This window comes from Pseudomonas sp. NFACC46-3, assembly GCF_900114515.1.
Classification (GTDB): domain Bacteria; phylum Pseudomonadota; class Gammaproteobacteria; order Pseudomonadales; family Pseudomonadaceae; genus Aquipseudomonas; species Aquipseudomonas fluorescens_Q.
The window spans coordinates 138888-151740 of record NZ_FOTH01000010.1 but is presented as its reverse complement, the minus strand read 5'-3'; the positions used below and the strand labels follow the sequence as shown (position 1 = coordinate 151740).

Annotated in this window: 12 protein-coding genes; 3 read left to right on the top strand and 9 right to left on the bottom strand. The window is 62.2% G+C overall.

All coding sequences use genetic code 11. From position 1 onward, the window contains the following. Nucleotides 1-40: 40 nt before the first annotated feature. The 3 genes from BM300_RS13165 to BM300_RS13155 all read right to left on the bottom strand — a co-directional run bounded on the left by BM300_RS13165 (nt 41) and on the right by BM300_RS13155 (nt 2723). A complete protein-coding gene (locus tag BM300_RS13165) occupies nt 41-1012 on the bottom strand; it encodes a thymidylate synthase (protein WP_092146603.1) in 972 nt (323 codons plus the stop codon). Nucleotides 1013-1062: 50 nt separating this feature from the next. Continuing rightward, nucleotides 1063-1872 (bottom strand): prolipoprotein diacylglyceryl transferase, encoded by an 810-nt coding sequence (lgt, locus tag BM300_RS13160; RefSeq protein ID WP_092146601.1) that lies wholly within the window; start codon nt 1870-1872, stop codon nt 1063-1065. A gap of 68 nt (nt 1873-1940) precedes the next feature. Next, the gene (locus BM300_RS13155) at nt 1941-2723 is read right to left on the bottom strand and encodes a sulfite exporter TauE/SafE family protein (RefSeq protein WP_057450605.1); all 783 of its coding nucleotides are present in this window, start codon (nt 2721-2723) and stop codon (nt 1941-1943) included. A 331-nt stretch (nt 2724-3054) separates the two neighbouring features. On the opposite strand from BM300_RS13155, the gene BM300_RS13150 reads away from it, so the two are divergent. Continuing rightward, entirely contained in the window at nt 3055-3801 is a 747-nt protein-coding gene (locus BM300_RS13150) for an NRDE family protein (RefSeq protein ID WP_092345377.1), read from the top strand. A 154-nt stretch (nt 3802-3955) separates the two neighbouring features. On the opposite strand, the gene ptsP is transcribed toward BM300_RS13150, so the two are convergent. After that, a complete protein-coding gene (ptsP, locus tag BM300_RS13145) occupies nt 3956-6235 on the bottom strand; it encodes a phosphoenolpyruvate--protein phosphotransferase (protein ID WP_063323448.1) in 2280 nt (759 codons plus the stop codon). Nucleotides 6236-6257: 22 nt separating this feature from the next. Next, complete coding sequence (locus BM300_RS13140) at nt 6258-6737, bottom strand: RNA pyrophosphohydrolase (protein ID WP_003186867.1); 480 nt, start codon at nt 6735-6737, stop codon at nt 6258-6260. 143 nt (nt 6738-6880) lie between these two features. On the opposite strand from BM300_RS13140, the gene BM300_RS13135 reads away from it, so the two are divergent. Further along, nucleotides 6881-7537, top strand: a complete 657-nt coding sequence (locus BM300_RS13135; RefSeq protein ID WP_063323447.1) for a histidinol-phosphatase — start codon at nt 6881-6883, stop codon at nt 7535-7537. A 37-nt stretch (nt 7538-7574) separates the two neighbouring features. Here the strand turns inward: BM300_RS13135 and BM300_RS13130 are convergent, their stop codons facing one another. Together BM300_RS13130 and ilvA are read right to left on the bottom strand one after the other, a co-directional pair. Then, nucleotides 7575-8000 (bottom strand): DUF2269 family protein, encoded by a 426-nt coding sequence (locus BM300_RS13130; RefSeq protein WP_092146597.1) that lies wholly within the window; start codon nt 7998-8000, stop codon nt 7575-7577. A 144-nt stretch (nt 8001-8144) separates the two neighbouring features. Further along, a complete protein-coding gene (gene ilvA, locus BM300_RS13125; RefSeq protein WP_063323445.1) occupies nt 8145-9659 on the bottom strand; it encodes a threonine ammonia-lyase, biosynthetic in 1515 nt (504 codons plus the stop codon). A gap of 137 nt (nt 9660-9796) precedes the next feature. On the opposite strand from ilvA, the gene rpiA reads away from it, so the two are divergent. Next, nucleotides 9797-10468: a ribose-5-phosphate isomerase RpiA gene (gene rpiA / locus BM300_RS13120; RefSeq protein ID WP_063323444.1), complete on the top strand. Its 672-nt coding sequence runs from the start codon at nt 9797-9799 to the stop codon at nt 10466-10468. A gap of 387 nt (nt 10469-10855) precedes the next feature. Here rpiA and BM300_RS13115 read toward each other — a convergent pair whose 3' ends face one another. Both BM300_RS13115 and BM300_RS13110 read right to left on the bottom strand, forming a co-directional pair. Next, nucleotides 10856-11773, bottom strand: a complete 918-nt coding sequence (locus tag BM300_RS13115) for an SdiA-regulated domain-containing protein (RefSeq protein ID WP_092146595.1) — start codon at nt 11771-11773, stop codon at nt 10856-10858. 121 nt (nt 11774-11894) lie between these two features. Beyond that, the gene (locus BM300_RS13110) at nt 11895-12827 is read right to left on the bottom strand and encodes an SdiA-regulated domain-containing protein (protein WP_092146593.1); all 933 of its coding nucleotides are present in this window, start codon (nt 12825-12827) and stop codon (nt 11895-11897) included. Nucleotides 12828-12853: the final 26 nt, after the last annotated feature.

The following is a 12853-nucleotide window of genomic DNA, read 5'->3' as shown; positions in this document are numbered from 1 at the left end:
TGACGCAGAGCGTGGGAGCGATCAAGAGAGGTGGTGTGGCTCAGACCGCCATCGGCGCGGTCATCGGCGCGTGGTGCTGGTAGCCTTCGAGGGAGAAGTCGCCCGGTTCCACCAACTCCAGCCACTCAGGCTGGTACACACCAGTCTGGGCAAACGCCGGCACGCGCTCGGAAATCACCAGTTTCGGCATCGGGAACGGCTCGCGCTTGAGCTGTTCGTTGAGCATGTCCAAGTGGTTTTCGTAGACGTGGGCATCGCCGATGAAATAGGTGAACCAGCGCGGCGTGTAGCCGGTCAGGCGACCGATCAGGCTCAGCAGTGCGGCGCCTTCGGTGAGGTTGAACGGCGTGCCCAGGCCCAGGTCGTTGGAGCGGATGTAGAGGGTCAGGGAAATTTCCTTGGTCTCGACATTCGGGTGGAACTGGTAGAGCAGATGGCACGGCGGCAGGGCCATTTCATCGAGCTGGGCGCAGTTCCAGCCGTGGAACAGGATGCGCCGGCTGCCCGGGTCCTTGATGATGGTGTCGACGCACTGGCGAACCTGGTCGATGGCCTTGTACAGCACCACGTAGGCCTGGCCGTTTTCTTCACCTTCGGCGATCTGCCGGTAACCCTGGGCCAGGGTCTGCTCGATGGCCGCCGGGTTGCTCAAGGGGATCTGTTTGTAGGCCGGCCATTTGCGCCATTGCACGCCGTAGATCTCGCCCAGGTCGTCTTCGCCCTGGCGGAACGGGTTGGCCAGCCACTGGGCATTTTCGTTGGCGTTCTGGTCCCAGACCTTGCAGCCCAGGGCACGGAACTCGGCGGCGTTGTTAACCCCACGGAGAAAACCGCACATCTCGCCAATGGCCGATTTGAACGCCATTTTACGGGTGGTGATGGCCGGGAAACCGTCCTGCAAGTCATAGCGCAGCATGGCGCCGGGGAAGCTGATGGTGTTCACGCCAGTGCGGTTGGCCTGCTTGGTGCCGTTCTTGATGACATGGGCCACCAGATCGAGATATTGCTTCATGGGTTACCTTGTGTCCTTGAACCCGGGGCCAGCGCCCCGGGGTTCGAATTTTAAACCTTGGCCGCGGCAGCCGGCGCTCGATGATAAGCCAGCCAGATCAGTGCCAGGCCGCCGACGATCATCGGCAGGCAGAGCACCTGGCCCATGGTCAGCCAGTTCCACGCCAGGTAGCCGAGCTGGGCGTCCGGTACGCGGACGAATTCAACGATGAAACGGAAGATCCCGTAGAACAGCGCGAACATGCCCGACACCGCCATGGTTGGCCGCGGCTTGCGCGAGAACAGCCAGAGGATCAGGAACAATGCCACGCCTTCGAGGGCAAACTGGTAAAGCTGCGACGGGTGGCGCGGCAACTGCGCCGGGTCGCTGAACGGGGGGAAGATCATCGCCCACGGCACGTCGGTCGGCTTGCCCCACAATTCGGCATTGATGAAGTTGCCGATGCGCCCGGCGCCCAGGCCGATCGGCACCATCGGCGCGACGAAGTCCATCAGCTCGAAAAACGATTTGTTGTTGCGCTTGCCGAACCACAACGCCGCCAGCATTACGCCGATGAACCCGCCGTGGAACGACATGCCACCCTTCCAGACTTCGAGGATCAGCGTCGGGTTGGCCAGGTACGCACTCAGGTCGTAGAACAGCACGTAGCCCAGGCGCCCGCCGACGATCACGCCCATGGACAGCCAGAACACCAGGTCCGAGAGCTTTTCCTTGTTCCAGGTCGGGTCGAAACGGTTGAGCCGACGCGACGCCAGCAACCAGGCGCCGCCGATGCCGATCAGGTACATCAGGCCGTACCAGTGGATTTTCAGCGGGCCGATGGCCAGGGCCACCGGATCGATCTGCGGGTAAGGCAGCATTGATATTCCTCGTAAACGTCAAAAATACCCGGGCGACGCTGCCACCTCGGGATTAAGCCAGGATTGCGTCAGAACAGAAAACTCAAGCCCACGCAGAATAGCAAGGCGGCGAACAGCCGCTTGAGCAAGCGCGGCGACAGGCGATGGGCCAGTCGCGCACCGAAGCGGGCGAAGACCATGCTGGTCAGGGCGATGCCCAGCAACGCCGGCAAATACACAAAACCGAGACTATGGGCCGGCAGCAGCGGATCGTGCCAGCCCAGAATCATGAAACTTAGTGCACTGACCACGGCGATGGGCAGTCCGCAGGCCGATGAGGTCGCGACTGCTTGCTGCATCGGCACGCTGCGCCAGGTCAGGAACGGTACGGTCAGCGAACCGCCGCCGATGCCGAAAATCGCCGAGGCCCAGCCGATCACCGTGCCGGCCAGGGTCAGTCCGGCCTTGCCCGGTACGCTGCGACTGGCGTTGGGCTTGAAGTCCAGGGCCAATTGCAGAGCAACGATCAGGGCGAACACGCCGATGATCTTTTGCAGGTGCGGGCCGGAAATCGCTTCGGCGGTGATCGCGCCGAATCCGGCACCGATCAGGATGCCGACGGTCATCCAGGCGAACACCGGCCAGCGCACCGCGCCTTTGCGTTGATGCTCGCGTACGGCATTGACCGAGGTGAAGATGATCGATGCCAGCGAGGTGCCGACGGCCAGGTGCGTCAGCACCTGCGGGTCGAAGCCCTGCAGGGTGAAACTGAACACCAGCACCGGGACGATGATGATCCCGCCCCCCACGCCGAACAACCCGGCCAACACGCCGGCGCAGGCGCCGAGCAGCAGATAGAGCACAAATTCCACCAGACTCTCCCCGCCCATCCCCGAAATAAGAGCGGCATGGTAACGGATCCAGGGTCCCTGGCTCCACTGAAGGTGATGGATGTGGGGGCCATGTCTGGGTAGAGTGGGCTGAGAGCCCTGGAGATATTGGGTGGCGAACTGCTGTTGTGGCGAGGGAGCTTGCTCCCGCTGGAGGGCGAAGCCCTCCCAATAAAATCCCGCTGACTGGTCTGAAAAACTGGCCTCTGGATTTTGGGGCTACTTCGTAGCCCAGCGGGAGCAAGCTCCCTCGCCACAGAGGCTGTGTTCGGCTCTATCTTCAATGGATGGGTATTTTAAACAGGACGACCTGATGTGCCTGATCGTATTTGCCTGGCGACCCGGCCATGCCCAACCGCTGATCGTGGCGGCCAACCGCGACGAATTCTACGCCCGGCCGACCTTGCCCCTTGCCCAGTGGCCTGATGCGCCCCATGTGCATGCTGGTCGCGACCTGGAGGCCGGCGGCACCTGGCTTGGCATTGGCGCCGAAGGGCGCTTTGCGGCGCTGACCAACATCCGTGACCCGGGCCAGTTGCCGGCATTCAAGTCGCGCGGTGAATTGGTGGCGCGGTTCCTGACCGGAAATCTTTCGATTACCGAGTATTTGAGCGAAATCGTGCCCCGCGCCAGCGAGTATGGTGGGTTCAACCTGCTGCTCGGCGATGGCGTCGAGCTGTGGCACCACAACGCCCGCGATGCCCAGCCGCAGCGGCTGGGCGAGGGGCTCTATGGCTTGTCGAACGCGGGGTTGAACACGCCATGGCCCAAGCTGCTCAAGGCCCGCGCGGCGCTGGGCGAGGTGCTGGACGATCCGCAGCCCGAGGCACTGCTTACGCTGCTGAACGACCCGCGGCCTGCTCCGGTGGCTGAGCTGCCTGATACCGGGGTGGGAGTGGCGACCGAGATGCTGCTATCGAGTGTGTTCATCGCCAGCCCGGCCTACGGGACGCGGGCGAGTACGGCACTGATTGTCCATGCCGATGGGACGCGGCAGATGGTCGAGCGCAGTTTCGGGCCCCACGGGGGGCATTTGGGGGAGGTGGAGCTGCACATTTGAATGCCTGCGATAACCCGTGGCGAGGGAGCTTGCTCCCGCTCGGCTGCGAAGCAGTCGCAAGTTGGCAGACACTGCCCTTATCGCTATCACCGCAATCGGGAGTGCTTCGCACTCCAGCGGGAGCAAGCTCCCTCGCCACACACTCCAATGCTCGTCAGAGCGTCTTGTTCGAAGCCGGATTGATCATCCGCGCCAACCCAAGGTTCTTCAGCGCCAGTTGCAAGGAGCTGTGGATCACTTGCGGGTTGTCGATGGTCATCACCTCCGCGAGCAATTCCTGGGCCTTGCTGAGGTTGATCTGGCGCAGCATCCACTTCACTTTCGGCAGGTTGGTGGCGTTCATCGACAAGCTGTCGAAGCCCATCGCCATCAGCAGCACTGCGGCGGCCGGGTCGCCGGCCATTTCGCCGCAGATGCTCACTGGCTTGCCTTCGGCATGGGCGTCACGTACCACGTTCTGCAAGGCTTGCAGCACCGCCGGGTGAAGGTAGTCGTACAGATCCGCGACCCGTGGGTTGTTGCGGTCCACGGCCAGCAGGTACTGGGTCAGGTCGTTGGAGCCCACCGACAGGAAGTCCACCTGTCGCGCCAATTCCTTGGTCTGGTACACCGCTGCCGGAATCTCGATCATCACGCCAATCGGCGGCATCGGCACGTCGGTGCCTTCGTCGCGCACTTCGCCCCAGGCCCGGTGGATCAGGTGCAGGGCTTCTTCCAGTTCATGGGTGCCGGAGATCATCGGCAACAGGATGCGCAGGTTGTTCAGGCCTTCGCTGGCCTTGAGCATGGCACGGGCCTGGACCAGGAAGATTTCCGGGTGGTCGAGGGTCACGCGAATCCCGCGCCAGCCGAGGAACGGGTTGTCTTCCTTGATCGGGAAGTAGGACAGGGACTTGTCGCCGCCAATGTCCAGGCTGCGCATGGTCACCGGTTGCGGGTGGAACGCGGCCAGTTGTTCGCGGTAGATCGCCAGCTGTTCCTTTTCGCTGGGGAAGCGCTGGTTGATCATGAACGGCACTTCAGTGCGGTACAGGCCCACGCCCTCGGCGCCACGTTTCTGCGCCCGGGCCACGTCGGCCAGCAGGCCGGTGTTTACCCACAGTGGCATGCGGTGGCCGTCGAGCGTCACGCACGGCAGGTCCCGCAGCGCATCCAGTCCCAGGGACAGTTGCTTTTCTTCCTCCACCACATCGGCAAACTGCTTGCGCAGCACGTCGCTGGGGTTGGTGTAGACCTCGCCGTGGTAGCCATCGACGATCATCTGGATGCCGTCGACCTTGGAGTACGGCAGGTCCACCAGGCCCATCACCGTCGGGATGCCCATGGCCCGGGCCAGGATCGCTACGTGGGAGTTGCCCGAACCCAGTACCGAGACCAGTCCCGCCAGTTTGCCTTCGGGCACTTCGCCGAGCATGGCCGGCGTGAGTTCTTCACTGACCAGGATGGTGTTGTCGGGGTAGACCAGGGTCTGCTGGCGCTCTTGCTGCAAGTAGGCCAGCAACCGGCGGCCAAGGTCCTTGACGTCCGAGGCCCGCTCGCGCAGGTAGGCGTCGTCCATCAGTTCGAAGCGGTTGACGTGGTCGGTCACCACCTGGCGCAGTGCGCCCTGGGCCCACTGGCCGGTCTTGATGACGGTGGTCACTTCGCTGCCCAGGGAGGCATCGTCGAGCATCATCAGGTAAACGTCGAACAGCGCGCGCTCTTCAGGGCGCAGCTGCGTTGCCAGCTTGGCCGACAGGGCGCGCATGTCGGCGCGTACGCCTTCGATGGCGGTCTTGAACAAGCCCAGCTCGGCGTCGATATCGGTGATGGCCTTGTCCGGCACCACGTCCAGGTCGGCGGGTGGCAACATGACCACCGCCGTACCCACCGCCGCGCCCGGTGAACCCGGCACGCCGACGAACTTGGCTTCCTGGATGCCCTTGCCCTGGCGCCCCAGGCCGCTGATCGAGCCGGTGGCCTCGGCGTGGGCGATAACGCCGGCCAGTTGCGCGCTCATGGTCACGAGGAAGGCTTCTTCACCCTCATCGAACTGGCGGCGTTCTTTTTGCTGGATGACCAACACGCCGACAACGCGGCGGTGGTGGATGATCGGTGCCCCGAGGAACGAGGCGTAGCGTTCTTCGCCGGTTTCGGCGAAGTAGCGGTAGCGCGGGTGATCCGCGGCGTTTTCGAGGTTCAGGGGTTCTTCGCGTGTGCCGACCAGACCGACCAGGCCTTCATTGGGGGCCATGCTGACTTTGCCGATGGAGCGCTTGTTCAAGCCCTCGGTGGCCATCAACACGAAACGATTGGTCTCGGGATCCAGCAGGTAGACCGAGCAGACCTGGCTGCCCATGGCCTCTTTGACACGCAATACAATAATCCCCAACGCCGCCTTGAGATCCTTGGCGGAGTTAACTTCCTGGACGATCTTGCGCAGCGTATTGAGCATGGCTCGGGGTCGAACTCCGTCGTCAGTCGCGCGTCAGCAGGCGCGGGGCAAGCTCTTTGAGAGCGCGTCGGTACACTTCGCGCTTGAATGTCACCACCTGGCCCAACGGATACCAATAGCTGACCCAGCGCCAGCCATCGAACTCCGGTTTACCGGTCAAATCCATCCGCACCCGCTGCTCGTTGGAGATCAGGCGCAGGAGAAACCATTTCTGCTTCTGGCCGATGCACAGCGGTTGGCTGTGCGTCCTGACCAGGCGTTGCGGCAAACGATAGCGCAACCAGCCGCGGGTGCAGGCGAGTATTTCGACATCTTCTCGCTCAAGCCCCACTTCTTCGTTCAACTCGCGGTACAAGGCCTCTTCCGGCGTCTCCTGGGGGTTGATCCCGCCCTGAGGAAACTGCCAGGCGTCTTGATTGATACGGCGAGCCCATAGCACCTGCCCTGCATCATTCGTAAGAATGATCCCCACATTGGGGCGGAAACCATCGGGGTCGATCACGGCAACAACCTCGCAAACGCATGTCGCCGCATTGTTCCACAAAGGTTGTGAAAGCAGCAACGAGCCCGCCTAGCTTATGTGCACTCTTGTGAAAAGTCCGTATTCTGGACGCCTTTCTTCAGATTTTTCAGCGAGTAACTGCAATGCGGCTGGCTTTATTCGACTTGGATAACACATTGCTGGGCGGCGACAGCGACCACGCGTGGGGCGATTACCTGTGCGAGCGCGGTTTCCTGGACGCTGTCACATACAAGGCACGCAACGACGCGTTCTACCAGGATTACCTGGCCGGCAAGCTCGACAACGCCGAGTACCTGAATTTTTGCCTGGAAATCCTCGGTCGTACCGAAATGGACGTGCTGGCCCAATGGCACCTGGACTACATGCGCGACTGCATCGAGCCGATCGTGTTGCCCCAGGCCATCGAATTGCTGGAAAAACACCGTGACGCTGGCGACAAGCTGGTGATCATCACCGCCACCAACCGCTTTGTCACCGGGCCGATTGCCGAGCGCCTGGGCGTCGAAACCCTGATCGCCACCGAGTGCGAGATGATCGACGGGCGCTACAGCGGGCGCAGCACGGATGTCCCGTGCTTTCGCGAGGGCAAGGTGACCCGGCTGAACCGTTGGCTGGAAGAGACCGGGCATTCGCTCGACGGCAGCTATTTCTACAGCGATTCGATGAACGACCTGGCGCTGCTGGAGGTGGTGACGCATCCGGTGGCGGTGGATCCGGATCCGAATCTTCGGGCGGAGGCCCACAAGCGGGGTTGGCCGGTGATCAGTCTGCGTGGCTGAAACAGCTATCGCGAGCAAGCCGGCGCGGTCTAACGCCTCAAACCGGCTTGGCGCCCATCAACCCCGCAATGGCAATAAAGCAGGCAACACTGAACAGCGCCAAGGCAAAGGTAAACTTCCCGCTACCTCCCGGCGTCTTGCGCAATTTGTTCAGTCGCACCACCAACCAGAACCCCGCCAGCGCCGCCACGGTGTAGAGCACGCTGGAAGCCAGCAACCAGGTCTGCCCCAGCGACCAGCCAACCTGATGCACCATCCACCAGCCCGTGAACGGCAGGCTTGCCAATGCCAGGATCATCACCAGCCAGACGAACAGTCGCGGACGTTGCAGCGTGCGTGCCGCCGCCGTGGCATCGCCGTTGCGGCGCGTGCGCCAGACCCAGAGGGCCAGCCCGAGGGCGCCCGCCAACAGCAGAACCGTGGCCACGACGTGGGCGATTTTCAGGAGGGTCAACGTTTCCATGGTTCGATTTCCTTATGACTTGTCCAGCACAGCTTAGACCCCCCTGTGGCGAGGGAGCTTGCTCCCGCTGGGTCGCGAAGCGGCCCCAAAAAAAGCAGTGAGCGCTTCGCACTCAAGCGGGAGCAAGCTCCCTCGCCACAAGGTTCACCCCAAGAACAGCTGATACGCCGGATTATCGCTTTCATCCCAGTACGGGTAGCCGATTTCTTCCAGGGCGGCCGGCACCAGGTGGCGCTCGTCGTGCGGCACCTGTAGCCCGGCGACCACACGGCCATCCGCCGCGCCATGGTTGCGGTAGTGGAACATCGAGATGTTCCAGCGTCCGCCCAGCTTGTTGAGGAAGTTGAACAGCGCACCCGGGCGTTCCGGGAATTCGAAGCGCAGCACCACTTCGTCGATGACATGGGCCGCATGCCCGCCGACCATGTGGCGAATGTGCAGCTTGGCCAGTTCATTGTCGGTCAGGTCCAGCACCGGGAAGCCTTGTTCGGTCAGGCTGGCGATCAGCGCGCTGCGCGGGTCGTTTTCCGGGTGGGTCTGCACGCCAACGAAGATGTGCGCCTCACTGCCGGTGTTGTAGCGATAGTTGAATTCGGTGATCTGGCGCTTGCCGACGGCTTCACAGAACGCCTTGAAGCTGCCCGGCTGCTCGGGGATGGTCACGGCGATGATCGCTTCGCGGCCCTCGCCCAGTTCGGCGCGTTCGGCAACGTGGCGCAAGCGGTCGAAGTTGACGTTGGCGCCGGAGTCGATGGCCACCAGGGTCTGGCCGCTGATGCCGCGCGACTCGACGTACTTCTTGATCCCGGCCACACCCAACGCGCCGGCAGGTTCGGTGATCGAGCGGGTATCGTCGTAGATATCCTTGATCGCAGCGCAGATCTCGTCGGTGCTGACGGTGATCACTTCGTCCACGTAATGCTTGCAGATGTCGAAGGTGTGCTGGCCGATCTGTGCCACGGCGACGCCGTCGGCGAACAGCCCCACGGTCGGCAGGACCACGCGCTCGCCAGCGGCCATGGCCGCTTGCAGGCAATTGGAGTCGTCCGGCTCGACGCCGATGATCTTGATGTCCGGGCGCAGGTATTTCACGTAGGCCGCGATCCCGGCAATCAGCCCGCCACCGCCCACCGGGACGAAGATCGCATCCAGGCGCCCCGGGTGCTGGCGCAGGATTTCCATCGCCACGGTGCCCTGCCCGGCAATGGTGTGGGGATCGTCATACGGGTGGATGTAGACGTAGCCTTTTTCGTCGACCAGTTTCAGCGAGTAGGCCAGGGCTTCGGGGAACGAGTCACCGTGCAGCACCACCTTGCCGCCACGTGAGCGCACGCCTTCGACCTTGATTTCCGGGGTGGTCTTGGGCATCACGATGGTGGCCTTGACCCCCAGTACCTTGGCCGCCAGGGCCAGGCCCTGGGCATGGTTGCCTGCCGAAGCGGTGACCACGCCGCGTGCGCGCTCTTCGTCGCTGAGCTGGGTCAGCTTGTTGTAGGCCCCGCGAATCTTGAACGAGAACACCGGCTGCAAGTCTTCGCGCTTGAGCAAGATGCTGTTGCCCAGCCGCTCGGAGAGCTGGCGAGCGGACTGCAGCGGGGTTTCTACGGCAACGTCGTAAACGCGCGAGGTGAGGATCTTTTTGACGTACTGTTCAAGCATCGGAAAGCATCACTGAGCGGGTTGGGCAGGGCCAAGGAGTCTAACCCGGCTTTTAGCTGGGCGACCACACGAATCCCAAGGTTTTGTTGGGTTATACTCGCGCCCCTCTTTACTTCCTGCCCGCTTTCGGAGCCCGCATGACCCAGGATCAACTCAAACAGGCCGTGGCCCAGGCCGCCGTCGACCTCATCCTCCCGAAGCTGGATGACAAGAGCATTGTCGGGGTTGGCACCGGCTCTACGGCCAATTGCTTCATCGACGCGCTGGCGCAACACAAGGGTGCGTTCGACGGCGCGGTCGCCAGCTCCGAAGCCACCGCCGCGCGCCTCAAGGGCCACGGGATTCCGGTGTACGAGCTCAACACCGTGAGCGACCTGGAGTTCTATATCGACGGCGCCGATGAAAGCGACGCGCACCTGAACCTGATCAAGGGCGGCGGCGCGGCCCTGACTCGCGAGAAGATCGTCGCGGCCGTGGCCAAGACCTTCATCTGCATTGCCGACGCCAGCAAGCTGGTGCCGGTGCTGGGCGCGTTCCCGTTGCCCGTGGAAGTCATCCCGATGGCCCGCAGTCATGTGGCCCGCGAACTGGTGAAACTGGGTGGTGACCCGGTGTATCGCGAAGGCGTGCTGACCGATAACGGCAACATCATCCTCGACGTACACAACCTGCAGATCACTAACCCGGTGGAACTGGAAAGCCAGATCAACGCCATCGTGGGCGTGGTCACCAACGGTTTGTTCGCTGCGCGTCCTGCTGATGTGCTGCTGCTGGGGACCCCTGAAGGGGTGAAGACCCTCAAGGCTTGATCCGCTGTTGTGACTGTGGCGAGGGAGCTTGCTCCCGCTGGGTTGCGTAGCAGCCCCCTCTCAAGCCCACCCAATCAACCTGATCCACAGCGTTGCCGGGTTTTAGGGCCGCTGCGCGGCCCAGCGGGAGCAAGCTCCCTCGCCACGGGAATTGGGCACGGCGCGGGTCAAGGGAATGCCTCGAATCAGTGTCAGTTTCAAGCGCAAATCGGTTGGTCGACCGGGATGCTTTTGTGGCGAGGGAGCTTGCTCCCGCTGGGGCGCGAAGCGGCCCCAAAAAAGCGGTGAGCGCTTCGCACTCAAGCGGGAGCAAGCTCCCTCGCCACAATGATTCAGGTCGGTCTTGAGTGATCGGGTGGCCTTGCCGCGGGATCTTTTCCTATCTGTTCAATCAGGCTGCGGCTTCTTGAATACGTAGAACAGATTCGGCTCGCTCACCAGATACAGGTTGCCATCGTCGTCCATGGCGAGGCCCTCGGCCTGGGGCACGGTTTTTTGCAAGCCGTGGCGGCCCTTGCTCAACGACAGCGTGCTCAGCGGCCGGCCGTCAATATCCAATTCGATAATCAGCCGCGACTCCTCGGACAGCGCCAGTAAGTGGCCGCTGCGTTCGTCGTATTGCAGGCTTGAGAGGTCGCGTACGAACAGCCCGGCATCGCGCTTGGGGTTGTTGATCACATGGACGGCATAGGATTTTTCCGGATTGTGATGGGGAAACCCATGCACTTCATAAATCAGCATCGGGTCGCGTTCCTTCGCCACGAACAGGCGTTTGCCTACCGAATCGTAGGCCAGCCCTTCGAACCCCTTGTTGCCGCTCATGTGCACGCCCAGGGTTATCTGTTCGGCTTCGGCGGCGTCGATGAATTGGGTGTCCTCTTCCAGGTGAATCTTGATCAGGCGCTGCTGACGCTCGTCGGTGATGACGTAGATGTCTTCGCTGATGAACTCCACCGCCTCCGGATCGCCAAAGCCGATCAGGGCGATGCGCCGCAAAATCTTGCCGTCCAGCGATAACTCGACCAGCTCGGCATTTTTATTGGTGACGGTGAACAGGCTCTTGCGGATCGGATCGAACGTCAGCGCTGAAACGTCATCGTCCAGGCCGTCGATCGCCTGCGCCTCGAGCGTGACTCGGTATTGGTCCAGGGCGATGGCCTGTTCGCTGGGGGTTCGCCAGAGGGTGTTGAGGTTGAACCAGGCGCGTTCGAACAGGCGCAGATGCTGGCCGGCGGCGATCAGGAAGATCAGCGCCAGCGTCAGCAGTATCAGGATCAAGGGTTTGGGGCGGGCGAGTCGACGCATGTTGGGGTGGGCTCGGATAAGAACAGGTGCCTGGAAATACCACGGTTGCCTGAACTGAAGCTTAATGGCTGTGTGCCACACCCTACAACAAAGGAGGATTTATCCTACAGAGTTAGTGCTGTCAGCGCTGTTTTTCGAAGCGATAGAACAGATTCGGTTCGCTGACCATGTACAGATTGCCGGCCTCATCGACGGTGATGCCTTCGGCACGAGGGATTGTGTCTTTCAGGCCGTTGAAGCCGCCCAGCAAGGTCATGAAGCTGACCTGCTCGCCTTTTTCGTCCAGTTCCAGCAGCAGATGGGAGTCGGCCGAAAGCACCAGCATGTGACCGGTGCGCGGATCGATCGCCAGAGCCGAGAGGTTGCGCAGGTCCAGTTCATTGCTGACATGGATTTGCTTGTTGCCCTTGAGCAATTGGCTACCATCGCTTTTCCAGGTGAACAGCGCCGGCGGGCGTTCCTCCCCGAGTACCAGTTGCTGGTTGCGCGGGTCCCAGGCGATCGCTTCGAACCCTTTGTTCTTGTTCTTGGATGGGCCGAGATCGTAGTGGGGGAAATCGGCGTTGTTCAATTCGCGGGTGTCGGCACCAACGTGGACGATGGTCAACGTGTGACTTCGTTCGTCGGTGATAGCCAGCAGGCCGTCTTCCATATAAGTCACGCCCTCGGGGTTGCTCCAGCCCACCAACGGCATCTTGCGCAGCACATCGCCTTGCAGGGTCAGCTCCACCAGGAACGGGTTCTTGCCCATGACGGCGAACAGTGTCTTGGTCTGCGGGTTGTAGGTCACATCGGACGCCTCGTCCTTCTCCAAGCCGGGTAGCGGCTTGGCGTCGATCACGGCATGGTAGTCCGGCAACCAGATGCTCGCCTGGCGCTCGGCTGGGCTCTGGAAGTGTTCCGATAGCCAAAGCAGGCCGCGGTCGTCCCAATGCATCGCAAACGCCAGGCCATAGGCTGCGGCCACTGCCAGCAGCGACCAGGCATACCAGGGCAGGGCGAAGCGGGAGCGGCGGGCGGGTTTGGCGGCAAACAGTGCTTGGGTTTTGGCCATCGGGGAATGCGTTCCAGAAAATTCGG